Annotated in this window: 21 protein-coding genes; 14 read left to right on the forward strand and 7 right to left on the reverse strand. The window is 69.8% G+C overall.

Going from position 1 to position 23,925, the window contains the following annotated elements; all coding sequences use genetic code 11:
- Positions 1-64: 64 nt before the first annotated feature.
- The 4 genes from BLR90_RS07635 to BLR90_RS07650 all read left to right on the forward strand — a co-directional run bounded on the left by BLR90_RS07635 (position 65) and on the right by BLR90_RS07650 (position 4,117).
- Complete coding sequence (locus BLR90_RS07635; protein ID WP_091024132.1) at positions 65-955, forward strand: endonuclease/exonuclease/phosphatase family protein; 891 nt, start codon at positions 65-67, stop codon at positions 953-955.
- 37 nt (positions 956-992) lie between these two features.
- Positions 993-2,063, forward strand: a complete 1,071-nt coding sequence (locus tag BLR90_RS07640; protein WP_170254344.1) for an endonuclease/exonuclease/phosphatase family protein — start codon at positions 993-995, stop codon at positions 2,061-2,063.
- A 15-nt stretch (positions 2,064-2,078) separates the two neighbouring features.
- Positions 2,079-2,726 (forward strand): LysE family translocator, encoded by a 648-nt coding sequence (locus tag BLR90_RS07645; protein ID WP_091024136.1) that lies wholly within the window; start codon positions 2,079-2,081, stop codon positions 2,724-2,726.
- A 101-nt stretch (positions 2,727-2,827) separates the two neighbouring features.
- Positions 2,828-4,117, forward strand: coding sequence for a serine/threonine-protein kinase (locus BLR90_RS07650; protein WP_091024138.1), 1,290 nt, complete (start codon positions 2,828-2,830; stop codon positions 4,115-4,117).
- A gap of 15 nt (positions 4,118-4,132) precedes the next feature.
- On the opposite strand, the gene BLR90_RS07655 is transcribed toward BLR90_RS07650, so the two are convergent.
- Both BLR90_RS07655 and BLR90_RS07660 read right to left on the reverse strand, forming a co-directional pair.
- Positions 4,133-4,396 (reverse strand): metal-sensitive transcriptional regulator, encoded by a 264-nt coding sequence (locus tag BLR90_RS07655; RefSeq protein ID WP_091024139.1) that lies wholly within the window; start codon positions 4,394-4,396, stop codon positions 4,133-4,135.
- A complete protein-coding gene (locus BLR90_RS07660; RefSeq protein ID WP_091024141.1) occupies positions 4,396-4,812 on the reverse strand; it encodes a DUF302 domain-containing protein in 417 nt (138 codons plus the stop codon). The genes BLR90_RS07655 and BLR90_RS07660 overlap by 1 nt, the downstream gene beginning before the upstream one ends.
- Positions 4,813-4,901: 89 nt before the next feature.
- On the opposite strand from BLR90_RS07660, the gene BLR90_RS07665 reads away from it, so the two are divergent.
- Together BLR90_RS07665 and BLR90_RS20950 are read left to right on the forward strand one after the other, a co-directional pair.
- Positions 4,902-7,070, forward strand: a complete 2,169-nt coding sequence (locus tag BLR90_RS07665; RefSeq protein ID WP_091024143.1) for an MMPL family transporter — start codon at positions 4,902-4,904, stop codon at positions 7,068-7,070.
- A 16-nt stretch (positions 7,071-7,086) separates the two neighbouring features.
- On the forward strand, positions 7,087-7,248 hold the full coding sequence (locus BLR90_RS20950) for a hypothetical protein (RefSeq protein ID WP_091024145.1): 162 nt from the start codon (positions 7,087-7,089) through the stop codon (positions 7,246-7,248).
- A gap of 71 nt (positions 7,249-7,319) precedes the next feature.
- Here BLR90_RS20950 and BLR90_RS07675 read toward each other — a convergent pair whose 3' ends face one another.
- Positions 7,320-8,732 carry an MFS transporter gene (locus tag BLR90_RS07675; RefSeq protein ID WP_091024147.1) on the reverse strand — a complete coding sequence of 471 codons (1,413 nt, stop codon included), beginning with the start codon at positions 8,730-8,732 and terminating at the stop codon, positions 7,320-7,322.
- A complete protein-coding gene (locus BLR90_RS07680; RefSeq protein ID WP_245715204.1) occupies positions 8,732-10,030 on the reverse strand; it encodes an MFS transporter in 1,299 nt (432 codons plus the stop codon). The genes BLR90_RS07675 and BLR90_RS07680 overlap by 1 nt, the downstream gene beginning before the upstream one ends.
- Positions 10,031-10,357: 327 nt before the next feature.
- Here BLR90_RS07680 and BLR90_RS07685 point away from each other — a divergent pair, with 327 nt between their 5' ends.
- Genes BLR90_RS07685 through narI form a run of 4 tightly spaced genes read left to right on the forward strand, consistent with a single transcriptional unit; the run spans position 10,358 to position 17,164 of the window.
- On the forward strand, positions 10,358-14,035 hold the full coding sequence (locus BLR90_RS07685) for a nitrate reductase subunit alpha (RefSeq protein ID WP_091024151.1): 3,678 nt from the start codon (positions 10,358-10,360) through the stop codon (positions 14,033-14,035).
- On the forward strand, positions 14,035-15,696 hold the full coding sequence (gene narH, locus BLR90_RS07690) for a nitrate reductase subunit beta (RefSeq protein WP_091024153.1): 1,662 nt from the start codon (positions 14,035-14,037) through the stop codon (positions 15,694-15,696). The genes BLR90_RS07685 and narH overlap by 1 nt, the downstream gene beginning before the upstream one ends.
- The gene (gene narJ / locus BLR90_RS07695; RefSeq protein ID WP_245715205.1) at positions 15,693-16,433 is read left to right on the forward strand and encodes a nitrate reductase molybdenum cofactor assembly chaperone; all 741 of its coding nucleotides are present in this window, start codon (positions 15,693-15,695) and stop codon (positions 16,431-16,433) included. The genes narH and narJ overlap by 4 nt, the downstream gene beginning before the upstream one ends.
- The gene (narI, locus tag BLR90_RS07700; RefSeq protein WP_091024154.1) at positions 16,433-17,164 is read left to right on the forward strand and encodes a respiratory nitrate reductase subunit gamma; all 732 of its coding nucleotides are present in this window, start codon (positions 16,433-16,435) and stop codon (positions 17,162-17,164) included. The genes narJ and narI overlap by 1 nt, the downstream gene beginning before the upstream one ends.
- Before the next feature lie 9 nt (positions 17,165-17,173).
- On the opposite strand, the gene BLR90_RS07705 is transcribed toward narI, so the two are convergent.
- Complete coding sequence (locus BLR90_RS07705) at positions 17,174-17,536, reverse strand: YciI family protein (protein ID WP_091024156.1); 363 nt, start codon at positions 17,534-17,536, stop codon at positions 17,174-17,176.
- Between the two features lie 272 nt (positions 17,537-17,808).
- On the opposite strand from BLR90_RS07705, the gene BLR90_RS07710 reads away from it, so the two are divergent.
- Genes BLR90_RS07710 through BLR90_RS07720 form a run of 3 tightly spaced genes read left to right on the forward strand, consistent with a single transcriptional unit; the run spans position 17,809 to position 21,697 of the window.
- The gene (locus BLR90_RS07710) at positions 17,809-18,561 is read left to right on the forward strand and encodes an MOSC domain-containing protein (protein WP_170254343.1); all 753 of its coding nucleotides are present in this window, start codon (positions 17,809-17,811) and stop codon (positions 18,559-18,561) included.
- 53 nt (positions 18,562-18,614) lie between these two features.
- On the forward strand, positions 18,615-20,195 hold the full coding sequence (locus tag BLR90_RS07715) for a GMC family oxidoreductase (RefSeq protein WP_091024160.1): 1,581 nt from the start codon (positions 18,615-18,617) through the stop codon (positions 20,193-20,195).
- Positions 20,192-21,697: an aldehyde dehydrogenase family protein gene (locus BLR90_RS07720; protein ID WP_091024162.1), complete on the forward strand. Its 1,506-nt coding sequence runs from the start codon at positions 20,192-20,194 to the stop codon at positions 21,695-21,697. The genes BLR90_RS07715 and BLR90_RS07720 overlap by 4 nt, the downstream gene beginning before the upstream one ends.
- A 39-nt stretch (positions 21,698-21,736) precedes the next feature.
- Here BLR90_RS07720 and BLR90_RS07725 read toward each other — a convergent pair whose 3' ends face one another.
- A complete protein-coding gene (locus tag BLR90_RS07725; protein ID WP_091024164.1) occupies positions 21,737-22,132 on the reverse strand; it encodes a thioredoxin family protein in 396 nt (131 codons plus the stop codon).
- Between the two features lie 49 nt (positions 22,133-22,181).
- On the reverse strand, positions 22,182-22,925 hold the full coding sequence (gene trhA / locus BLR90_RS07730) for a PAQR family membrane homeostasis protein TrhA (protein WP_091024166.1): 744 nt from the start codon (positions 22,923-22,925) through the stop codon (positions 22,182-22,184).
- A gap of 94 nt (positions 22,926-23,019) precedes the next feature.
- Between trhA and BLR90_RS07735 the strand changes: the two genes are divergently transcribed.
- Entirely contained in the window at positions 23,020-23,790 is a 771-nt protein-coding gene (locus BLR90_RS07735; protein ID WP_091024168.1) for an isoprenyl transferase, read from the forward strand.
- The last annotated feature ends 135 nt before the right edge of the window (positions 23,791-23,925 follow it).

Below are 23,925 nucleotides of genomic sequence, written 5' to 3' on the forward strand. Positions count from 1 at the left end.
CAACACGCACGTCACTGCGGCGCGGTGGCTTCCCCGGCCCGCCGCGCATTTGTAGCGTCGATGCGTGACCCGGACTAGACCATCTCCCACGGCACCGCTGCGCCGTACGTCCAATGGCGTGGGCGCGCTCGTGGGGTTGCTGGCGCTCGTCCTCGGGGTCCCGGCCGTCGCCGTGCCGACCCTGCCCGCGCCGTCCGATACTCCCCGCGCGCGCTACGCGTCGTTCCAGGTCGCCACGTTCAACATCCTGGGCAGCCAGCACACGGTGGGACCCGGCGGGCGCCCACCGGGCAAGAAGCGGGCCCGGATCGTCAGCGAGCTGATCGAGCGCAAGAGCCTCGACCTGGTGGGGCTCCAGGAGGTGCAGGCCGACCAGCTCCTCGTGCTCAAGCACGAGCTGGACCACTACCGGATCTGGCCGGCCTACCAGCTCGGCAAGGGATCGTTGCGGTTGCAGGTCGTGTGGCGCGAGCGGGCCTTCGACCTGCTCGACACAGGCACGCTCGTGACCAAGTTCGACCACCAGAACCGGCCGATCCCCTGGGTCCTGCTCCGCCACCGCGCCACCGGGCGGGCGCTCTACGTCATCGACGTGCACAACTCTCCCCGTAACCAGGAGCTCGAACGCGACCGGGCGACCGGTCGGATCATCGAGCTCGTGCACCGGCTGCGGAGCACCGGGCGCACCGTCCTGCTGCTGGGCGACCTCAACGAGCACCGGGAGGGCTTCTGCAAGGTCGTCGGGCGCACCGACCTCAGAGCGGCTAACGGCGGCTGGGTCTCGGCTCGGCGCTGCGCGCCGCCCGAACGCCCACTTCGGGTCGACTGGATCTTTGGGCGAGGGCTTCTGGAGCTCTCCGACTACGAGTCCGAGGACGGCAAGGCAGTACGTCGTGCCAGCGACCACCATCTCGTCCGCGCGACCGCCCGGCTGAGGTCCAGGGTCGGTCGTTGATGGGGTGATCGGCCGCTCCGGCCGCTATCCTCGTCCGGTGCGCCGCCGCCCCACACGCTCTCGAGCCCTGCTGCTCGTGGCGACCCTGGTCACATCGGCCGCGGTGGGGATCGGCATCCTGAGCGCCCCCGGCCCGGTCGACCTGACGGTCGTCGACGTGGCCGCCCAGTCGGTCGTCCACAGCGCCGACGTGACCGCGCGACCGGTCGACGTCTCGCGCGGCGGCCTCGCGTCCGGCAACCGCACGCCGGCCCTGAAGGCCACGACGGCCACGGCGAAGGCCCCCGAGTCCTCGCTGGTGCGCATCCCGCCCTACAAGGTCGTCGAGGCCAAGCCCACGATCGAGAAGCTGCCGCCCGGCCCCGTCCCGGGCGATCCGTTCTCCTTCAGGCTTGGCACCCTCAACATCTTGGGCAGCCAGCACGCTCCCGGAGGCACCAGCCGCGCGGCCGCGCTGGCCGGCGCGATCGAGGGTCGTGGGGTCGACATCGTGGGTCTCCAGGAGGTCCAGGACGACCAGCTTGCCGTCATGCAGAGCCAGCTCGGGGGCTACACCATCTGGCCCGGCCAGGGGCTCGGCAACCAGGGCGTCCGGCTTCAGATCGCGTGGCGCGACTCGATGTTCTCCCTGCAGGACACCGGCTCGATCACGACCACGTTCGACCGCCAGCAGCGCCCGATCCCGTGGGTGCTGCTCCAGCACCGCGCCACCCAGGGCGAGTTCTACGTCATCGACATCCACAACTCGCCCCGCGACCAGGAGGGCGATCGCGACGCCGCGACCGGCGAGGAGATCGCGCTCATCAACGAGCTGCGCAGCACCGGCAAGACCGTCTTCATCCTGGGCGACACCAACGAGCACACCGAGTTCTTCTGCCGGGTCGCGGCCTCGACCGGGATGGTCGGCTCCAACGGTGCCTACTACTCGGGCGGCTGCAGCACCGGTGCCGGCCCGATCAAGATCGACTGGATCATGGGAGCCGGCGAGGTCGACTTCTCCGGCCACGTCGTCGACTACGGCTCGCCGGTCAGCTCGGCGACCGACCACGCGTTCGTCCACGCCGACGTCCGGGTCACCCCGATGATCGCGCGCAGCGAGCTCGACTAGCCCCAGGCGGCGCCGATGTCGACCAACGTGTCCGGTGAGCAGCTGCTGACGTTCGGGCTCGCGGCGCTGGTCCTGATCGTGATCCCGGGGCCCAGCGTGGTCTTCGTGATCGGCCGCGCCCTGGCCTACGGCCAGCGCGTGGCACTGGCGAGCGTCGCGGGCAACACGCTGGGCCTGCTGCTGGTGATGACGCTGGTCGCGGTGGGGCTCGGCGCGGTCGTGGCCGAGTCGATCCTGGTGTTCACGGTGCTCAAGGTCCTGGGCGCGGCCTACCTCGTCTGGCTCGGCATCCAGGCCTTCCGCCACCGCTCGGCCCTGCACGTCGACGACGACCTGGCGCGATCGCCGATCGGGTGGCGTACGGCGATGCGTCAGGGCTTCGTCGTCGGGGTCAGCAACCCCAAGGGGTTCATGATCTTCGCGGCGCTGCTGCCCCAGTTCGTCGAGCGCTCGCGGGGCCACGTCCCGGTCCAGATGTTCGTGCTCGGGGCGTTGGCGGTCACCCTCGGCCTGGTGTGCGACGCCGTCTGGGCGGCGGCCGCGAGCCGGCTGCGGGACTGGTTCAACGCCTCCGCGGGTCGGGGCCGCGCGCTCGGCGCCGTCGGCGGTCTCTCGATGATCGGGCTCGGGATCGGGATCGCCGCGACCGGTCGACCCGACTGACCGAAGACCTAGCCGTTACCCGGGGTTTGCCGCCTGCGGGGAGCGGGAACCGGGGGAGGAGCACCGCCTCCCCCGTGGGCGGACCGACACGACGAGGCCCCATGAACCGCGACCAGGAACTCCCCGGACAGGTCGACCCCGAGCCGACCCAGGCGATCGCGGACATGGCAGCGCTGCTCGCGGAGCCCTCCGAGCCGCTCGCGGTGCCGGCGCTCATGGACCGGATCGCCGGTCGTTACGAGCTCGGCCCGGTCATCGGGCGCGGGGGCGTGGCCGACGTGCACCGGGCCCAGGACACCCTGCTCGACCGCGAGGTCGCCGTGAAGCTGCTGCGTCAGGAGGCCACGTCGGAGGCGGACCGGGCGCGGTTCACGGCCGAGGCCCGCACGCTGGCGCAGCTGTCCGATCCCGGGCTGGTCACGGTACTCGACGCGGGCACGAGCGACGACCATCCCTACCTCGTGATGGAGCTCGTCGAAGGCACCAACCTGGCCGCGGCACTGGAGGCGGGTCCGTTGGGCCGCGGCGAGGCGGCGCGGATCCTGCGGGTGGTGGCCGAGGCGCTGGCCTACGCCCACGGTCAGGGCGTCGTCCACCGCGACGTGAAGCCCGGCAACGTCCTGGTGGGCCATGACGGCCGGGTCAAGCTCGCCGACTTCGGCATCGCCCGCCTGGTCGGCGACGCGATCCGGCACACCGCGACCGGCACCACGATCGGCACGGTGAGCTACCTCGCGCCCGAGCAGGTGACCGGCGGCGAGCTGACCCAGGCCGTCGACATCTACGCGCTGGGGCTGGTGCTGCTCGAGTCCGTCACCGGCGAGCGGGCGTTCATCGGGCCGACCGCCGAGGCCGCGCTGGCCCGGCTGACCCGCGACCCGGAGGTGCCCACGGACCTGCCGCCGGCCTGGCAGGACCTGCTGCGGGCGATGACCGCACGGGAGGCCGCCGACCGGCCCTCCGCGGAGCAGGTGGTCGGACGCCTGACCGCCCTGGAGCACGGCAGCACCCACGACCTGGTCCCGCTGGCACCCACCGCGGGCGCCGGTCGTCGCCGCCCCTTGGCCGGGATGATGGCCTCGGCGGCCCTGGTGGCGGCCGCGATGATCATCGCCGGGACCGGGGTCTTCGGGGCGGGGGAGCCGACGGCCGCGGGCCGGGCCGTTCCCGACCGCACCCCGAGCGTCTCCGGGACGAAGAAGGCGGTCCAGACGCCCGCGCCCGCGAAGGTCGCCTCCAGCGCGACCGCTCCACCCACGGCCCACGCGGGCGCCACCAAGACCAAGCCCAAGGTCACGAAGCCCAAGGTCACGAAGCCCAAGGTCACGAAGCCCAAGGCCAACGCCAAGCCGAAGAGCAAGGGCAAGGGCAAGGGGAAGGGGCGGCGCTGAGCCGTCGGCTCACCGTCAGGCGAGGGCGAGGAACAGCTTCTCCATCTTCTTCACGTCGACGCTGTCGAGGCCGTCACCGGCCTCCAGGCAGTTCTGCAGCCCGGTCGCCACGATCGCGTAGCCGCTGCGGCTGATCGCCTTGTTGACGGCGGCGAGCTGGGTGAGGACCGACTCGCAGTCGGAGCCCTCCTCCATCATCCGGATCACGCTGGCCAGGTGGCCGTTGGCGCGCTTCATCCGGGTGATGATCGCCTTCATCTCGGTGGGCTCGAGCTCCATCAGCTTCCTGCTTTCTCGTCGAGGGCGGCCAGTGCGGCCGAGAGGCGGTCGCGGGCTTCGCTCGCCACGGACCTCAGTGTCTCCCCCGCGGCACCGTCGCCGGCGAAGGACATCATCACGTTCGGGTCGAAGGCCTCCACGACAGTGCCGTCGGGGGTCGCCCGGACCACGACGTTGCACGGCAGCATGGCCGCGATCGAGGGCTCGACCTCGAGCGCCCGGTGGGCGAGCTGCGGGCGGCACGCACCGAGGATGACCTGCGGGTCGACGTCGACGTCCAGCTTCGCCTTGAGCGTGGCCTTGATGTCGATCTCGGTCAGGACGCCGAAACCGGCCTCGGCGAGCTGCTCGCGCACGGCAGCCACCGTCTCGTCGTAGGGGCGGGAGGTCGTGATGCTCATCGTGTAGTCGGCCATGCCGTCAACTATACAACCCCCTGGGGGGATCTGTTAATGTTCTCCCGGAAACCCCCTAGGGGGATGACGCACTCTCGAACGGACTGACGATGACCTCGACGGCTACCGGCCGCCCACCTGTCCACCCGCCCACCGACGACCTGCCGTGGCGACCCGGCCCCTTGGGTCGCCTCGGCGTGTGGGTGACCGAGCATGCCCGCCTGACGATGGTGGTCTGGCTGCTGATCATCGCGGGCCTTGGCGCGTTCGCGCCCCAGGTCGAGCACAACCTCTCCGGCGCGGGCTGGCAGGCCGACGGATCTGAGTCGGTCGCGGCCCGTGAGCTGGCCCAGGAGAGCTTCGGTGGCAACGCCAGCTCGGCCATCCAGGTCGTCGTGCACAGCACCGAAGGCCCCGTGACCGAAGGGGCCGGCGCGGAGATCCTCGCCGAGGCCACCGCACTGCTCGAGGAGGACTCCCGCATCGCCCAGATCGTGCAGCCGGTGCCGGGTGCCACGCTCAGCGAGGACGGCACGACGGCGATCCTCCTCGCCGGTGCCGATGCGGACCCCAACGACATGGTGCGCGCCGCCAACGACCTGAAGGGTCCACTGGCCGACATGTCCCGCGACGGGGTCGAGGTCAACCCGACCGGTGCCTCGCTGCTGTGGTCGGACTTCAACGAGGCCAACCTGGACGCGATGCTCAAGTCCGAGATGGTCTCGTGGCCGGTGACCCTCGCCATCCTCGTCCTCGCCTTCGGAGCCCTGGTCGCCGCCGGGCTCCCGCTGATCCTCACCCTGGCCGGGCTGGTCGCCTCCGCCGGTTCGCTGGTCCTGATCAACGAGCTGGTGCCGGTCTCGATCTGGGCGATGAACTTCGCGATGATGTTCGCGCTCGCGCTCGGGATCGACTACGCCCTGTTCCTTGTCGTGCGCTTCCGAGCTGCCCGGATGGGGCACCACGAGACGGCCAGGGAAGCGGTCGCCGAGACCATGGACACCGCCGGCAAGGCGGTCCTGCTCTCCGGTGCCACCGTGCTGATCTCACTGTCCGCGGTGATGCTCGTGCCCTCGCCGTCCTTCCGCTCCATGGCCGGCGGGATCATGCTCTCGGTGGTCTTCGTGCTCGCGGCCACCCTCACCCTGCTGCCGCTGGTGCTGTTCAAGCTCGACTACAAGATCAACAAGCTGTCCCTGCCGTGGGTGCACACCGGTGAGCACCGCTCGCCCAGGTTCGCCGCCTGGGGCGAGCGCCTGTGGAAGCGCCCGGTGGTCTGGGGACTGGCCTCGCTCGTCGTCCTGCTGGCCCTGGCCGCACCGATCTTCGGCCTCAAGACCGCGATGCCCTCGATCAAGGTCCTCCCGGAGGAGGCCAGCGCCCGGGTCGGCTACGACCAGGTCCAGGACGCCTTCGGAGACGGCGCCCCCGGCACCCTGACCATCGTGATGAACGCCAGCGACGCCGACGCCGCCACGGCCGTCCTCAACGCCGACGAGGGGATCGCGGGAGCCATGCCGCCGATGCCGGCCTCCGACGGCACCGACTCGGTGATGATCCAGGCCGTGCCCACGGTCGACCCCTCCGACCCGCAGCTGGGAGAGACCGTCGACCGGCTACGCGCCGACCTGCCCGACTCCGCCCTCGTCGGTGGTGCCCCCGTGGAGAACCTCGACCTGAAGACCCAGCTCGACGACTCCACGCCGATCGTGATCGGAGTGATCCTGGCACTGGGCTTCCTGCTGCTGCTGTTCGCCCTCCAGGCGCCGCTGATCGCGTTGCTGGGCACCCTGGCCAGCCTGCTGTCGACCGCCGCGGCGTTCGGCGTGGCGCGCCTGGTCTTCCAGGAGGGGATCGGGGCCGACCTGCTCGGCTTCGAGTCCCAGGGCTTCCTGGACGCCTGGGCGCCGGTGTTCTTCTTCGCGATGATCTTCGCGATCGCGATGGACTACACCGTGTTCCTGCTGGCCTCGGCCAAGGAGCACTGGGAGCACTCCGGTGACGCCAAGGAGGCGATGGTCGGCTCCCTGGCCCACTCCGGGCGGGTCATCTTCGCCGCGGGAGCGGTCATGGTCGCGGTGTTCTTCACCTTCGCCCTGTCCGGCCCGCTGCCCCCCAAGGAGATGGGTATCGTGCTCGGCGTCGCGGTCCTGCTGGACGCCTTCCTGGTCCGTCTCGTGCTCCTGCCGGTGATGCTGCGGCTCACCGGTGCGGCCGCCTGGTACAGCCCGGCGTGGCTCACCCGGATCCTGCCGTCCGTCCGCTTCTCGCACGACTGACCGAAGGAGCCTGACCATGTGCAGACCCGTCCGTTGCCGCACCTGCGGCAAGACCGGCTGGGCCGGCTGCGGCCGGCACGTCCAGCAGGTCCTCGCCCACGTCCCCCAGGCCGACCGCTGTCCGGGCCACCCCCGGGTCGCGGGAGAAGGCGGCTGGCGCAAGCTGCTCGGTCGCTGATGCGCTCATTGTGAGCAAGACACAACACCGAGGTGGAGCCAACCACCTCGGTGTTGTGCTGCGCCGCGCTTCTAGGAGGGCTTGGGCGCGCCGGGACGGACGTACCGCATCCACGTGATCACGACGCACATCGCCGCAAACGCGACTCCGATGTAGAAGAAGGTCTCCGGTTCCATCAGGGTCAGCCCGACCCCGAAGAAGAACGGTCCGAAGGCGGCGATCGCTGCCGTCCACCCGATCACTCCGCCGGCCTGTCGCCGCTCGAAGATCATCGGCATCTGTTTGAACGTGGCGGCGTTGCCGATCCCGGCGAACAGGAAGATCGCGAGCATCCCGTAGAGGAACTTGTCGAAGTCGGCCTCCAGGGCGGCGGCGCTGGAGGTTTCCGGTGAGAGGTGCATGCTCGTGTAGAGGACCGACCCCAGGATGCCGATGCCGCTGAAGAGCGTCCACCGAGCCCCGCCCGTCTTGTCCGTGAGCGGACTGAACACCACCCGAGCGCCGGCGCCGATGAGCGGGCCCAGGAAAGCGAACTTGACCGGGTCAGGGATGGAGTAGCCCTCCACCAGCACCTGTGTCGTCCCGTCCGACAGCAGGCGCGCGATCTCGGCGTTGCCTCCGCCGTAGAGGTTCTTGATGAGCAGGCCGAACTGCCCGGACAGACCGGCGAAGGTGCCGAAGGTCATGATGTAGAGCAGCGTCATCCACCAGGTGTCCTGGTTCTTGAAGATGTCGAACTGCTGGCGCACGTTGGCCTTGATCGGGACGCTCTTGAGCATGGTCCAGGCAAGGACCGCGCCGATGATGACGAACGGCACGTAGACGTAGGTGGCGTTCTGGTACCAGACGTCCTTGGACGCCTTCCCCGGGAACGACTCGGTCTGGGAGGCGCCGAGGAAGCCGATCATCGAGAAGCCGATGATCCACGGGGTCACGAACTGGACCAGTGACACACCGAAGTTGCCCACGCCGGCCTGCACGCCCAGTGCCGTCCCCTGCATGCGGCGGGGGAAGAAGTACGACGTGCTCGGCATGAAGCCGGAGAATGCGCCCCCGCCGATGCCGGACATGAACGAGAGCGCCAGCAGCCACGTGTAGGACGTGTCAGGGTCCTGCACCGCGATCGCCCAGCCCACCAGGGGGAACAGGAGGAGCAGGGTGGTCATCGACACCAGCCTGCGGGTGCCGAGGATCGGCGGCAGCACCATCCACACCAACCGCAGGAGACCTGCGGAGAGGCCCGGCAGGGCGACCAGCCAGTACAGCTGGTTCTGCGTGAGGTCGAAGCCGAGGTTGGTGAGCTTGGGAGCCAGGGCGCTGGCGATGAACCAGGACGCGAAGGCCAGCGTCAGCGTAAACGTCGTGACGGACAGGGTCCGCCAGGCGAGGGCCTTGTCCCACGTCTCGTCGTTCTCAGGATCCCAGTCCTGGAGCCACTCTTTCCCGGTCCGCTCGTCCTCGGTGGAGGTTGATGAAGTGGGCATCAGACGTGGGCCTCTCTGGGGGTGGGTTGTTCGAAGTGGTCTGCCAGCTCAGGCGACTGCTCGTGCAGCATCTGAAGGACCGTGAAGTGCATCCAGATGGCGCACGCCAAGGTCAGCAGGAACAGGACGAAGAAGGTCGCGGACGGCAGGCCTGTCCACGCGGTCGTGTAGGCGAACAGAGGCGGGAGGAAGAACCCGCCCAGGGCGCCGAGCATGCCCACCAGCCCGCCGACGGAGCCGACCTCGGTGGGGAAGTACTCGGGGATGTGCTTGTAGACGGCCGCCTTGCCGATGCCCATGGAGCACCCGAGCAGGAAGACCAGGATGGCGAACGGCCAGAGGCCGATCGAGTAGGGGAGGACATCGGCGGTGCCGGCCGAGGTGTGCTTCTCCGAGACCTCCACCACGACGTGGCCGTTCGGCATCATCAGGAGAAAGGTCGTGACGAGCATGATGGCGAAGGTCCAGTACATGACCCGGCGCGCGCCCAGCCGGTCCGAGAACCAGCCGCCCACCGGGCGCAGCAGGCTGGCCGGGAAGATGAACGTCGCCGTGAGCAGGGCAGCCGTGCTCAGGGACAGGTCGAAGTTGTCGACGTAGTACTTGGGCAGCCAGGCCGAGAGCGCGACGTACGCGCCGAACACGGCCACGTAGTAAGCGCTGAAACGCCAGACCCGGACCTGGCGCAACGGGACCAGCTGCTCGCGCAGCGGCCGCCCGGCGCCGGGCTTGCGGTCCTGGCGCGGCGTCATGGTCCAGAGCAGCACGGCCACGATGACCAGCAGCGCGGCGTAGATGACGGGGATCAGTCGCCAGCCGCCCTCCACGAAGCCCAGGTAGGTGCCTCCCGCGGTGGCGGTGATCAGCACGGGGCCGATGAACTTCGTGACCGACGCGCCCACGTTGCCGGCGCCGAAGACGCCGAGCGCGAACCCCTGGTGGTGGCGCGGGAACCAGGCGGAGTTCCAGGCGATGCCAGCGGTGAACGCGTTGCCCGCGAACCCCACGGCGAAGGCCAGCACCAGGAGCATGCCGTAGCTACCGGCCAGCGAGATGAGGTAGGAGAAGAGTGCGGTGGCCAGCAGCAGCACCGTGAAGACCACCCGGCCACCGAACCGGTCAGCGGCGATGCCCGCAGGGAGCCGCCACAGTGCGCCGTTGAGGATGGCGACGGCGGAGAGCCAGGACAGCTGGACGTCGGTCAGGCCGAACTCGTCGCGAATCGGGAGGCCCAGGACGCCGAACATCAGCCAGGCCGCGAACATCAGGGTGAAGGCGACGGTGGAGAGTGCCAACACCCTCCGCGCGCCGGGCGGGACGGCTGACGGTGCGGGATCCGAGGCCGTAGGGCCCGGGTTCCCGGCGAGGTCGGTGGCTGGCATCAAGGCTCCGGTGAGTGGCGAAGGGCACCCCGAGTGAGGGTGACCTTGGTCAGGATGCGCCACGCCGGGGGGACTCAGAAGGGACCTTGGTCATCGGAACTGCAGGACCAAGTGTCGAGATATCCACGGCGCTCACGCGCCTATGGTGTGACGACAGCGCGCGACCAGCCGGCGACGACACCGAGGGAACCCACATTGAGCACCGACGTCCAGCCAGAGCCGAAGCCGACAGTCGACCCAGGGATGGACGGGTCCTTGAACGACGCACTGGTGCGGAGCCGGAGGTTCTTCACCAAGGGGACGGTCTCGCCGGACCTGCGGACCCTCACGAAGAAGGGCGGCCGGTCGGCCGACGACTTCTACCGCGACCGCTGGAGCCACGACAAGGTCGTCCGCTCCACCCACGGGGTCAACTGCACGGGCTCCTGCTCGTGGAAGGTCTACGTCAAGGACGGGATCATCACCTGGGAGACCCAGCAGACCGACTACCCCTCGGTCGGCCCCGACTCTCCCGAGTACGAGCCCCGCGGCTGTCCGCGTGGTGCCGCGTTCTCCTGGTACACCTACTCGCCGACCCGGGTGCGCTACCCCTACGTCCGTGGCGTGCTGCTGCAGATGTACCGCGAGGCCAAGGCCCAGCACGGCGGCGACCCGGTCAAGGCCTGGGCGCACATCGTTGACAACCCGCAGCGCGCCAAGGCCTACAAGTCCGCGCGCGGCAAGGGCGGCCTGGTCCGCGCTACCTGGGACGAGGCCACCGAGATGGTCGCCGCCGCCTACGTGCACACGATCCAGAAGTGGGGGCCCGACCGGGTCGCCGGTTTCTCGCCGATCCCCGCGATGTCCATGGTCTCGCACGCCTCCGGCGCCCGGTTCACGTCGCTCATCGGCGGCTCGATGCTGTCCTTCTACGACTGGTACGCCGACCTGCCCGTGGCGTCGCCCCAGGTCTTCGGTGACCAGACCGACGTACCCGAGTCGGGGGACTGGTGGGACGCCGGCTACCTGATCATGTGGGGCTCCAACGTCCCGGTGACCCGCACGCCCGACGCGCACTGGATGGCCGAGGCCCGCTACCGCGGCCAGAAGGTCGTCGTGGTCGCGCCCGACTACGCCGACAACGTGAAGTTCGCCGACGAGTGGCTGGCCATCAACCCGGGCACCGACGGCGCGCTGGCGATGTCGATGGGTCACGTGATCCTCAAGGAGTTCTTCGTCGACCGGCAGACGCCGTACTTCACCGACTACACGAAGAAGTTCACCGACCTGCCCTACCTCGTCTCGCTCGACGAGGTCGCCGACGCGCCCGGCACCTACCGGGCCGGCAAGTTCCTCACCGCCGCCGACCTGCCCGCGCACGCCGCGGAGGAGAACGCCCACTTCAAGACCGTCCTGCTCGACGCGCACACCAACGAGGTCGTCGTGCCCAACGGCTCGCTCGGCGACCGTTTCGGCGAGGCCGGGGTCGGCAAGTGGAACCTCGACCTCGGCGACGTCGACCCGCGGCTGAGCGTGCTCGAGCCCGGCGGCGAGACCGTCTCGCTGGAGCTGCCCCGCTTCGACGACGTCGACGGGACCCCCGGCTCGCTGCCGCGGGATGTGCCCGTCCGACGCATCGGCGACCGCCTGGTCACCACCGTCTACGACCTGATGCTCGCCCAGTACGGCGTGGGCCGCGACGGCCTGGCCGGCTACGCCAGCGGGTACGACGACGCCTCGGCGCCGTACACCCCGGCCTGGCAGGAGTCGATCACCAACGTCCCCGCGTCGGCGGCTGCCCGGATCGCTCGCGAGTTCGCGCAGAACGCCGAGGACTCCAACGGCCGCTCGATGATCCTGATGGGCGCGGGCACCAACCACTGGTTCCACTCCGACACGATCTACCGCGGCTTCCTCGGCCTGACCACGCTCACCGGCTGTCAGGGCGTCAACGGCGGCGGCTGGGCGCACTACGTCGGTCAGGAAAAGTGCCGCCCGGTGACCGGCTGGGCGCAGCTCGCGTTCGGCCTGGACTGGAACCGCCCGCCGCGGCAGATGATCCACACCGCCTACTGGTACCTCCACACCGACCAGTTCCGCTACGACACGTTCGGCGCCGACACGGTCTCCGCCAAGACCGGCACCGGCCTGCTGGCCGGGATGAGCACCGCCGACGTAATCGCGAAGAGCGCGCGCATGGGCTGGATGCCGTCGTACCCGACGTTCAACCGCAACCCGCTCGATGTCGCCGACGAGGCGGCCGCGGCCGGGAAGCCGGTCGCCGAGCACGTCGTCGACCAGCTGAAGTCCGGAGACCTGCGGTTCGCCGCCGAGGACCCCGACTCTCCCGAGAACTTCCCACGGGTGCTCGCGATCTGGCGGGCCAACCTGCTCGGGTCGTCCGGTAAGGGCAACGAGTACTTCCTCAAGCACCTGCTCGGGACCGACAACTCGCTGCGCGCCGGTGAGGCCTCCGAGGGCCAACGGCCGCAGGAGGTGGAGTGGCACGACGGTGCGCCCGAGGGCAAGCTCGACCTGCTGCTCACGCTCGACTTCCGCCAGACCAGCACGACGATCTTCAGCGACGTCGTGCTGCCGGCGGCCACGTGGTACGAGAAGCACGACCTCAACACCACCGACATGCACCCGTTCATCCACTCCTTCAACCCCGCCATCGCACCGCCGTGGCAGACGCGCACCGACTGGGACGCCTGGCAGACGATCGCCACCAAGTTCAGCGAGCTCGCGGCGGGCAGGCTCGACACCCGCAAGGACGTCGTCGCCGTACCCCTGCTGCACGACACCCCGGACGCGATGGCCAACCCGCACGGCGTGGTCCGCGACTGGAAGCACGGTGAGTGCGAGCCGATCCCGGGCGTCACGATGCCCAAGATCGTCGAGGTCGAGCGTGACTTCACCGCGGTGGGCGACAAGATGCAGGCCCTGGGGCCGTTGCTCGAGAAGCTGGGCACGACCACCAAGGGCGTCACCTACGACGTCACGAAGTCGGTCGACTACCTGCTCCACAAGAACGGCGCGATCCGGGGCGGCGCGGCCGACGGCCGGCCCTCCCTGGTGAAGGACGTGCACGCCTGCGAGGCGATCCTGGCGCTGTCCGGGACCACCAACGGCCACCTGGCCACGCAGGGGTTCAAGACCCTGGAGAAGCGCACCGGCCACCTGCTGCACGACCTCGCGGCCGAGCACGAGGGCAAGCAGATCACCTTCGCCGACACGGTCGCCGCGCCGGTGCCCGTGATCACCTCGCCGGAATGGTCCGGCTCGGAGACCGGCGGGCGTCGCTACTCGCCGTTCACGATCAACGTCGAGCGGCTCAAACCGTGGCACACACTGACCGGGCGCCAGCACTTCTACCTCGACCACGACTGGATGACCGAGCTCGGCGAGGGGCTGCCGGTCTACCGGCCGCCGCTCAACATGGGCGCGCTGTTCAGCGAGCCGGAGATCGGCGACGTGGGCGAGCTGGGGGTCACGGTCCGCTACCTGACCCCGCACAACAAGTGGTCGATCCACTCGGAGTACCAGGACAACCTGTTCATGCTCTCGCTGTCCCGAGGTGGGCAGACGATCTGGATGAGCGACCAGGACGCCGCCAAGGTCGGCGTCGTCGACAACGACTGGATCGAGGCGGTCAACCGCAACGGCGTCGTCGTCGCCCGTGCGATCGTCTCCCACCGCATGCCCGAAGGGACCGTCTACATGCACCACGCCCAGGACCGGCTGATCGACGTCCCCATCGCGGAGACGTCCGGGAAGCGGGGCGGCATCCACAACTCGCTGACCCGGATCCTGGTCAAGCCGAGCCACGTGATCGGCGGCTACGCCCAGCTGTCGTTCGCCTTCAACTACCTCGGGCCCACCGGCAACCAACGCGATGAAGTCACCGTCATCCGCAAGCGCTCGCAGGACGTGACCTACTGATGAAAATCATGGCGCAGATGGCGATGGTGATGAACCTCGACAAGTGCATCGGGTGTCACACCTGCTCGGTCACGTGCAAGCAGGCGTGGACCAACCGCACGGGCACGGAGTACGTCTGGTTCAACAACGTCGAGACGCGGCCCGGGCAGGGCTACCCGCGCACCTACGAGGACCAGGAGAAGTGGAAGGGCGGCTGGGAGCTCAACAAGCGCGGCCGGCTCAAGCTCAAGGCCGGCGGACGGTTCAAGAAGCTGGCCACGATCTTCTCCAACCCGAAGATGCCGTCGATCCAGGACTACTACGAGCCCTGGACCTACGACTACTCCACGCTGACCGACGCCCCGGCGCAGGAGCACACCCCCGTCGCTCGGCCCAAGTCCCTGCTGACCGGCAAGGACATGAAGATCACCTGGTCGTCGAACTGGGACGACAACCTCGGCGGCTCGGCGGCGACGCTCGAGCACGACCCGATGCTCAAGAAGATCGCCGACAAGGTGAAGTTCGAGTTCGAGCAGACCTTCATGTTCTACCTGCCGCGGATCTGCGAGCACTGCCTCAACCCGTCGTGCGCCGCGTCGTGCCCCAGTGGCGCGATCTACAAGCGCGAGGAGGACGGCATCGTCCTCGTCGACCAGGACAAGTGCCGCGGCTGGCGCATGTGCATCTCGGGCTGCCCGTACAAGAAGATCTACTTCAACCACAAGACCGGAAAGGCCGAGAAGTGCACGTTCTGCTTCCCGCGGATCGAGGTCGGGCTGCCCACGGTCTGCGCCGAGACCTGCGTCGGCCGGCTGCGCTACATCGGCCTGATGCTCTACGACGCAGACAAGGTGCTCGAGGCCGCGACCACGACCGACGAGCACGGTCTCTACGAGGCCCAGCGCGAGGTCTTCCTCGACCCCAACGACCCCGAGGTCCAGCGTGAGGCCGAGAAGGCCGGGATCCCGCGCGACTGGGTGCAGGCCGCCCAGCGCTCGCCGATCTACGCCCTGATCAACCGGTTCAAGGTGGCGCTCCCGCTCCACCCGGAGTACCGCACGATGCCGATGGTCTGGTACATCCCGCCGCTCTCGCCGGTGGTCGACGTCGTCAAGGACACCGGCTTCGACGCGGAGGACAAGGGCAACCTGTTCGCCGCGATCGACGCGCTCCGGATCCCGATCGAGTACCTCGCCGAGCTCTTCACAGCCGGTGACGTCGCCCCCGTCGACGGGGTGCTCAAGAAGCTTGCGGCGATGCGGTCCTACATGCGCGACATCAACATGGGCCGCGAGGCGGACGCCTCGATCCCCGAGGCCGTGGGGATGACCGAGGAGGAGATGTACGACATGTACCGCCTCCTGGCGATCGCCAAGTACGACGAGCGCTACGTCATCCCGGCGGCGCACGCCGAGCAGGCGCACTCCCTGGAGGAGTTGGGCACCGAGTGCTCGGTCTCCGAGTACGGCGGCGGGCAGCAGGACCTGTTCGGCGAGGGCTCCGGCTCGCCGGTGCCGATCGCGGTGGAGAACTTCCAGATGCTCCAGGAGCGCCAGACCGCCGACAGCCTGGCCTCGCCGGCCGATAAGTCGTCGCGGGTCAACCTGCTCAACTGGGACGGCAAGGGCACCCCCGAGGGGCTCTTCCCGCGCCGGTCCGACGACGAGGAGGCGACCCCGTGAGCCGCACCCTGACCGGACGTGCCCCGAAGAGTCGTCGCAGCCCCGCGTTCACCGAGTCCCAGCTGACGGTGGCCTGGCAGGCGGCGTCGCTGCTCCTCGGCTACCCCGACGAGGAGCTCCTCGGCCGGCTCGACCTGATCCGGCAGGCGTCTCTGGGACTGCCCGACCGGGTCGGTGAGCCGCTCCGGGCGTGCGTCGCGCAGCTGGAGGCGACGCCGCTCACCGAGCTGGAGGCCGACTACGTCGAGACCTTCGACACCCGGCGTCGGCACAACCTGTTCCTGACCTACTTCGCCCACGGCGACACCCGCAAGCGTGGGATGGCGCTGCTGCGGTTCAAGCAGACCTACCTCGCGTCCGGCTTCGAGCTGACCGACACCGAGCTGCCCGATCACCTCTGCGTCGTCCTCGAGTACGCCGCGACGATCGACCACGACCGCGGGCGCCAGCTGCTGCTGGACCACCGGGCCGGGCTCGAGCTGCTCCGGATCGCGCTCGGTGAGTCCGGCTCGCGCTGGGCCGGCGCGGTCGAGGCGGTCACCGCCACGCTGCCGCCGCTCCAGGGCGACGAGTGGGACGCCGTACGCCGGCTCGCAGCCGAGGGCCCACCCGAGGAGGAGGTCGGCCTCACGCCGTACGAGACGCCTGCCTTCGACCCCGGACCGGCGCGGCCCGACGGTCCCATCTCACTGCCGATGCCGTCGTTCCGGGCTCGGTCCCATGGAGGGGAAAGCTGATGGACGTCTTCCTCTGGGTGATCGTGCCCTACCTGTGCCTGACGACGTTCGTGGTCGGCCACTTCTGGCGCTATCGCTACGACAAGTTCGGCTGGACCACCCGCTCCTCGCAGCTCTACGAGGACCGGCTGCTGCGCATCGGCAGCCCGCTGTTCCACTTCGGCATGCTCGGCGTCGTGGGCGGGCACGTGATCGGCCTGCTCATCCCGGAGTCGTGGACCGACGCGGTCGGCATCTCCACCGAGATGTACCACGTGGCGGCGGTCGGCGGCGGTCTCGTCGCCGGGGTCATGGCCCTGGTCGGCATGGTGATCCTGATCTACCGCCGGCGCACCGTCGGCCCGGTCTTCTCCGCGACCACCAACATGGACAAGGTGATGTACGCCTTCCTCGGCGCCGCGATCGCCCTCGGCATGTGGAACACCATCGCCGGCTCGATCCTCTCGGTCGGCGGCCACTACGACTACCGTGAGGGGGTCTCGGTCTGGTACCGCTCGTTCCTCGCCTTCCAGCCGCAGCCCGAGCTGATGGGGGAGGCCCCGATCGGCTTCCAGCTGCACGCGCTGGTCGCCTTCGCCCTCTTCGCGCTCTGGCCGTTCACCCGGCTGGTCCACGTCTTCAGCGCGCCGGTCGGCTACCTCACCCGCCCCTACATCGTCTACCGCAGCCGCGACGACGTGCAGCTCGGCAGCCACAGCTCGCGCCGCGGCTGGGAGCGCATCGACAAGTAGGGAGCCGCCTCAGGCCATGCCCTGGAAGGGACGGACCTCGACCTTGCCGCCGCAGGCCTTCGAGCCCTCGGCCGCGAGCCTCAGAGCCACGTCGAGGTCGGGCGCGTCGATGACCCAGAAGCCTCCGATGAGCTCCTTGGTCTCGAGGTAGGGGCCGTCGGTCATCACCGGCGTGTCGCCCTGGCCGTCGACGACCGTCGCCGTCGACGCCGGCTCGAGGCCCCCGGCGAAGACCCAGTAGCCCCCGGCGCGAAGCCTCTCGTTGAAGGCGCCGGTCGCGGCGAACGCCGCCTCCATCTCCTCCTCGGAGCCGTAGTTGCCGAACTCGTTCCGCTCGGCGGGGCCGTGCACGCTCATCAGGTAGTGCGTCATCAGACTTCTCCTCGGTTCTGGGTGGTCCGGTGACCACCTTCCACCCTCACCACGAACGGGGTGGCGTGGATACGACAACGTTCCGCAGAGCTTCCGAGCGGATGACCGGTGGAGCCAGTGCGGCCAGCCAGCCTGCAATGTCGGCGGTTCGCCACGCAACCGACGCAGCCCGCGCTCAGGCTCGACCGGACTCGCGCGAACTGCCGACGTTCGCCGCCTGCGCCGCGACATTCGGGCCCCCGCCCGTGCGCAGACATGACAGGGTGAGCGACATGCGGGTGGCACGGGTCGGGTTCACGCCCCTCAAGGGCGGCCGGCACCTCACGCACGGCTCGGTGGAGCTGAGCGCGATCGGACCGGTGGGGGACCGGGCCTTCTGCCTGATCGACCCGGCGACCGACCGCTGCCTGCGGACCGTCGAGCGCCCGACGCTGCTCCAGGCGCGCGCAGAGTGGGACGGGACCGTGCTCTCGGCCGAGCTGCCGACAGGCACCGTGGTCGGTGAGCCGGAGCCGACGAACGACATCCGCACGGCCGACTACTGGGGTCGAGCCGCGATGCTGCGGGTGATGGACGGGCCGTGGGCGGCAGCGTTCTCTGCGCACCTGGGCCGCGAGGTGCTCCTCGCCTCCGCCGCTCCGGGCGCCGTGGTCTACGGCGCCTCGGTGTCGCTGGTGACGAGCGCGTCGCTGGCGCGGTTGGCCGACGAGGTCGGGGGGCACGTCGACGGCGCCCGCTTCCGAGCCACGTTCCAGCTCGACGGCGACGAGCTGACACCGCACACGGAGGACGAGTGGGTCGGGAGACGACTCCGGCTCGGCGCCGCCGAGATCGAGGTCCGGAGCGTCATCCCGCGCTGTGCGGTGGTCGACCTCGGTCCCGACTCCGGCGTACCCGACCTGGCTCTGCTGAAGGCCCTCGCTCGCTGTCGCCGTGACCAGCAGCTCGGTTTCGGTGTCGACGCCATGGTCACCGTCGCCGGACGGGTCAGCACGGGCGACCCGGCCAGGTTGCTCACGGTCTGAGCAAGCTGGCCGGGACGGTGGTTGCGCAGCCACCGGCAGAGTACGTTTCGCAGATGGCCGAGGACAGGTACGACTACGTCATCGTGGGAGCCGGCAGCGCGGGTGCGGTGCTGGCGGCACGGCTCACCGAGGACTCCGGGACCACGGTCCTGCTCCTCGAGGCAGGAGGCGAGGCCGACGCCGACGAGGTGATGATCCCGGCCGCGTTCCCGACGCTGTTCAAGACCAAGTGGGACTGGAACTACCAGACCACCGAGCAGAAGCAGCTCCACGGCCGCCGCGCCTACTGGCCTCGGATGAAGGCCCTCGGCGGCTGCTCGTCGATGAACGCGATGATCTACATTCGCGGCAACCGGGCCGACTACGACTCCTGGCGTGACCAGTACGGCGCCGCGGGCTGGGGCTTCGACGACGTGCTGCCCTACTTCGTTCGCAGCGAGACCAACACCCGGCTCGGCGAGCCGCTGCACGGCCGGAGCGGCCCGCTGCACGTCGAGGACCGCAGCTACACCCACGCGCTGAGCAACCTGTTCGTGCAGAGCGCGGTCGCCGCCGGGCTGAAGCCCAACGACGACTTCAACGGCGCCGAGCAGGAGGGCGCTGGGCTCTACCAGGTGACCTGCAAGGGCGGGCGCCGCTGGTCGACCAACGAGGGCTACCTGCGGCCGGCTCGCGGCCGCCCCAACCTCACCGTGGCCACGGGGGCGCTGGCCTCGCGCGTCGAGATCGACGGCGAGCGGGCCACGGGCGTGACCTTCCGGCAGGGCGGCGCCGAGCACACGGTCACCGCCACCCGCGAGGTGCTGCTGTGCGGTGGCGCGGTCAACAGCCCGCAGCTCCTGATGCTGTCCGGCGTCGGGCCGGGCGCCCACCTCGCCGAGGTCGGGGTGACCGGCAAGGTCGAGCTGGGCGGGGTCGGCAGCAACCTGCAGGACCACCCGGTCGTGCCGATGCTCTGGTACACCCGCGGGATCAGCGACCTGGCCCAGCTCAACAACGTGTCCAACTTCCTGCGCTGGAAGGTGCGCGGCACCGGTCCGTTGTCCTCCAACGTGGGGGAGGCCGGCGCCTTCTTCACCAGCCGCGACGGCCTCGCCGCTCCCGACCTCCAGATCCACGCCGCGCCCTCGGGGTTCTACGACAACGGGATGCACGAGCCGACCAGCCGGATGTTCACCGCCGCGCCGACCCTGGTGTCGGTACAGAGCCGCGGCTCGGTCCGGCTGCGCTCGGCCGACCCGTCGTGGCACCCGGCGATCGACGCGGCGTACCTCGAGGACCAGAGCGACCTCGACGCCCTGCTCGCGGGAGCGCGCCGTACCTGGGAGATCTGCACGCAAGGCCCCCTGGCCCGTTATCTCGACCGGCCGTGGAACCTGCCCGACGACCCCTCCGACGAGGACCTGCTCGAGCACATCCGCACCTGGACGCAGACGCTCTACCACCCGGTCGCGACCTGCGCGATGGGCAGCGGAGACGACGCCGTCGTCGACGCCTCGCTCAAGGTGCGCGGGGTCGACGGGCTGCGCGTCGTGGACGCCTCGGTGATGCCGGCCGTCCCCCGAGGCAACACCAACGCCCCGACCATCATGATCGCCGAGAAGGCCGCCGACGAGATCAGGAAGAACCGATGACACAGCAGCTGGACCAGACCCGCACCGAGACGTTCGACTCGCTCAACCCGATCACCGGCGACGTCGTCGGCACCCACCCGGTCCACTCCGCCGCCGACGTCGAGGCCGCTGTCGCGAGCGCCCGGGAGGCCGCGGCGTGGTGGTCGGCCCTGTCGTACGACGAGCGCGCGCGGCACCTGACCACCTGGCGGGGCGTCATCACCCGACGGCTCGCGCAGCTGGCCGACGTCATGCACCAGGAGACCGGCAAGCCCCACGGTGACGCCACCCTCGAGGCGGCGCTGGCGATCGACCACCTCGCGTGGGCGGGCGGCCACGCCGAGAAAGTCCTCAAGCGGCGCCGCGTGCCGTCCGGCCTGCTGATGGCCAACCAGGCCGCCAGCGTGGAGTACCGCCCCCTGGGCGTGGTCGGCGTGATCGGCCCGTGGAACTACCCGGTGTTCACGCCGATGGGCTCGATCGCCTACGCGCTCGCTGCCGGCAACGCGGTGGTCTTCAAGCCGAGCGAATACACCCCGGGCGTCGGCGAGTGGCTGGCCCGCACCTTCGTCGAGGCGGTCGGCCGGCCGGTCTTCCAGGTGGTCACCGGGCTCGGCGACACCGGTGCCGCACTGTGCCGCGCCGGCGTCGACAAGGTCGCCTTCACCGGCTCGACGGCCACCGGCAAGCGGGTGATGGCCGCCTGCGCCGAGACCCTGACCCCCGTCGTGATCGAGGCGGGCGGCAAGGACGCCGTCATCGTCGACTCCGACGCCGACATCGACGCGGCCGCCGACGCCACGCTGTGGGGCGCGTGCGCCAACGCCGGCCAGACCTGCACCGGGGTCGAGCGGGTCTACGTCCACGAGCGGGTCTACGACCAGTTCCTCGACGCGCTGGTCGAGAAGGCGCAGGGCCTGCGCGCCGACGCAACCTCCGGCTCCCAGCTCGGGCCGATCACGATGCCCAAGCAGCTCGACGTGATCCGCAGCCACATCCAGGACGCCCTCGACCGGGGCGGCCGCGCCGTGGTCGGCGGCATCGACGCCGTGGGCGACCGCTTCGTGCAGCCGACCATCCTCGTCGACGTACCCGAGGACTCGCTGGCCGTGCAGGAGGAGACCTTCGGTCCCACCGTCACCGTCGCCAAGGTGCGCGACATGGACGAGGCGATCGCCCGCACCAACGCGACCCGCTACGGCCTGGGCTCCACCGTGTTCTCCAAGGCGCGCGGCATGGAGATCGCCGAGCGGATCCGATCCGGCATGACCGCGATCAACGGCGTGATCACCTTCGCCGCGATCCCGTCACTGCCGTTCGGCGGCGTCGGCGACTCCGGTTTCGGCCGCATCCACGGGCCCGACGGGCTGCGGGAGTTCACCTACCCGAAGGCGATCTCACGCCAGCGGTTCAAGCCGGTGCTCGCGCTCACGTCGTTCACCCGCACCGAGAAGGCCGACCAGCAGCTCGCCTCGATCATGGCGATCCTGCACGGCCGCGGCGGGACCATCCCGAAGGACTGACCAGGACTGACCCGTCGCAAAGTTTGCGATCGGTCAGCGTCAGGTGCCGGTGCCGGTGCCGGCCTCGGCCTCGGACTCCTGTGCGTCGGCGATCTGTCGGCGTACGTCGTCCATGTCGAGACCCTTGACGCCGGTGATGACCTGCTCCAGCGCCTGCGGCGGCAGCGCGCCGGGCTGGGCGAAGACCAGGATGCCCTCGCGGAACGCCATCAGTGTCGGGATCGACTGGATGCCCGCGGCCGAGGCCAGCTCCCGCTGCTCCTCGGTGTTGATCGAGCCGAAGGTGACGTCGGGATGGGCCTCGGAGGCCGCCTCGTACGTCGGGGCGAACTGCTGGCACGGGCCGCACCAGCTGGCCCAGAAGTCGACGAGCAGGATGTCGTCGTTCTCGACGTGCGAGGTGAAGTTGTCGTTGGTCAGGTCGATGGTGGCCATCACCCCACCGTACGACGGCAGCGGCTCAGCACAAGCCTCAGCGCAACCCTCAGCGCAGGGAGTAGGTCGCCAGCGAGACGCTGACGTAGTGGCTCACGAAGGCGAGGATCGTGAACGTGTGGAAGACCTCGTGGAAGCCGAACCACTGGGGCCACGGGTTGGGGCGCTTGAACCCGTAGACCACGCCGCCGATGGTGTAGAGCGCGCCGCCGACCGCGACGAGCACGAGCACCGCGGTGCCCACTCCCGAGCCGAGCCGCGTCGAGGCGCCGTCGATGAACCCGGGGATGAAGAAGACCGCGGCCCAGCCCAGGCCCATGTAGAGCGGGGTGTAGAGCCAGCGTGGCGCGTCGGTCCAGAACACCCGGAACAGCACGCCGAGGACGGCGCAGGACCACACCGTCGTCAGCAGCACCACGCGCTGGGTGCCGTCGAGCAGGATCAGCGTGAGCGGCGTGTAGGAGCCCGCGATCAGCACGAAGATGTTGGCGTGGTCGAAGGCCCGGAGCCGGGCCCAGGTCTTCGGCGACCACGTGCGCGTGTGGTAGAGCGCCGAGATGCCGAAGAGCAGCAGCGCACTGGCGGCGAAGACCGCCGAGCCCCAGCGCGTCGTGGCGTCGGGGGAGAGCACGATCAGGACGATGCCGCCGGCCAGGGCCAGGGGCGTGAGCACGAGGTGCATCCAGCCGCGAAGCCTGGGCTTCACCTCTTGGATCGTCTCGTGAATCGACTCTTGGATCGACTCGAGCCCCGCGCGCACGGCCTCGTTGGCGTGGTGGAAGGGCTGGTTCATACCTAGAAGGTACCCATTACCGCGAGATAGGTGACAACGACGGGGTGAACGTCACGTGCCGACGTGAGCCGCTTCACCCCCTACCATCGGAGACATGGACTGGAAGGGCGGACTGCGACGGGTGATCTACCCCGCCTACGAGTCCCGGCTCCTGCGGAGGCTGCCTGACAGCCTGCCCCAGCACGTCGGCGTGATGCTCGACGGCAACCGGCGCTGGGCGAAGGCCGTCGGCCGTGACACCGCGCACGGGCATCGGGCCGGAGCCGCCAACATCGAGCCGCTGCTCGGCTGGTGCGACGAGGTCGGCATCCAGGTGGTCACGCTCTGGCTGCTCTCCACCGACAACCTCAACCGTCCCGAGGCCGAGCTCGCGCCGCTGCTCCAGATCATCGAGGAGGCGGTCGACTCCCTGGCCGACCAGCGCCGCTGGCGCCTCCACCCGGTCGGCGCCCTCGACCTGCTACCCGCCCACACCGCCGAGCGGCTCAAGGCCGCCGCCGAGGCCACCCGCGACGTCGACGGGATGCTGGTCAACGTCGCTGTCGGCTACGGCGGGCGGCGCGAGATCGCCGACGCCGTACGAAGCCTGCTGCACGAGCACGCCGCGATGGGCACCTCGCTCGAGGACCTCGCCAACCTGATCGACGTCGAGCACATCTCCGACCACCTCTACACCAAGGGCCAGCCCGACCCCGACCTCGTGATCCGTACGTCGGGCGAGCAGCGGCTGGGCGGGTTCCTGCTGTGGCAGAGCGCGAAGTCGGAGTTCTACTTCTGCGAGGCCTACTGGCCGGAGTTCCGGCGCGTCGACTTCCTGCGCGCCATCCGGGCCTACGCCCTGCGCGAGCGGCGCTACGGGTCCTGAACCGACTCTCGTTCGTAATGCGGCCTTCATCCCGCGTTCGGGCGTGTCGCCGAAAGAGTGTCCGGTCTCGGGCGTACTTTCGCTGCAATGGCGAGTGGGGAAGCTCGCCACATCGGAGGCCCGTTCGTGATCGCT

This window comes from Nocardioides szechwanensis (assembly GCF_900103935.1).
Lineage (GTDB): Bacteria > Actinomycetota > Actinomycetes > Propionibacteriales > Nocardioidaceae > Nocardioides > Nocardioides szechwanensis.

Coding starts and splice junctions, on each gene's coding strand:
- BLR90_RS07645 (WP_091024136.1), top strand. CDS start 2,079: ATGTCGACCAACGTGTCCGGTGAGCAGCTGCTGACGTTCGGGCTCGCG.
- BLR90_RS07650 (WP_091024138.1), top strand. CDS start 2,828: ATGAACCGCGACCAGGAACTCCCCGGACAGGTCGACCCCGAGCCGACC.
- BLR90_RS07655 (WP_091024139.1), bottom strand. CDS start 4,396: ATGGAGCTCGAGCCCACCGAGATGAAGGCGATCATCACCCGGATGAAG.
- BLR90_RS07660 (WP_091024141.1), bottom strand. CDS start 4,812: ATGGCCGACTACACGATGAGCATCACGACCTCCCGCCCCTACGACGAG.
- BLR90_RS07665 (WP_091024143.1), top strand. CDS start 4,902: ATGACCTCGACGGCTACCGGCCGCCCACCTGTCCACCCGCCCACCGAC.
- BLR90_RS20950 (WP_091024145.1), top strand. CDS start 7,087: ATGTGCAGACCCGTCCGTTGCCGCACCTGCGGCAAGACCGGCTGGGCC.
- BLR90_RS07675 (WP_091024147.1), bottom strand. CDS start 8,732: ATGCCCACTTCATCAACCTCCACCGAGGACGAGCGGACCGGGAAAGAG.
- BLR90_RS07685 (WP_091024151.1), top strand. CDS start 10,358: ATGGACGGGTCCTTGAACGACGCACTGGTGCGGAGCCGGAGGTTCTTC.
- narH (WP_091024153.1), top strand. CDS start 14,035: ATGAAAATCATGGCGCAGATGGCGATGGTGATGAACCTCGACAAGTGC.
- narI (WP_091024154.1), top strand. CDS start 16,433: ATGGACGTCTTCCTCTGGGTGATCGTGCCCTACCTGTGCCTGACGACG.
- BLR90_RS07705 (WP_091024156.1), bottom strand. CDS start 17,536: ATGACGCACTACCTGATGAGCGTGCACGGCCCCGCCGAGCGGAACGAG.
- BLR90_RS07710 (WP_170254343.1), top strand. CDS start 17,809: ATGCGGGTGGCACGGGTCGGGTTCACGCCCCTCAAGGGCGGCCGGCAC.
- BLR90_RS07715 (WP_091024160.1), top strand. CDS start 18,615: ATGGCCGAGGACAGGTACGACTACGTCATCGTGGGAGCCGGCAGCGCG.
- BLR90_RS07720 (WP_091024162.1), top strand. CDS start 20,192: ATGACACAGCAGCTGGACCAGACCCGCACCGAGACGTTCGACTCGCTC.
- BLR90_RS07725 (WP_091024164.1), bottom strand. CDS start 22,132: ATGGCCACCATCGACCTGACCAACGACAACTTCACCTCGCACGTCGAG.
- trhA (WP_091024166.1), bottom strand. CDS start 22,925: ATGAACCAGCCCTTCCACCACGCCAACGAGGCCGTGCGCGCGGGGCTC.
- BLR90_RS07735 (WP_091024168.1), top strand. CDS start 23,020: ATGGACTGGAAGGGCGGACTGCGACGGGTGATCTACCCCGCCTACGAG.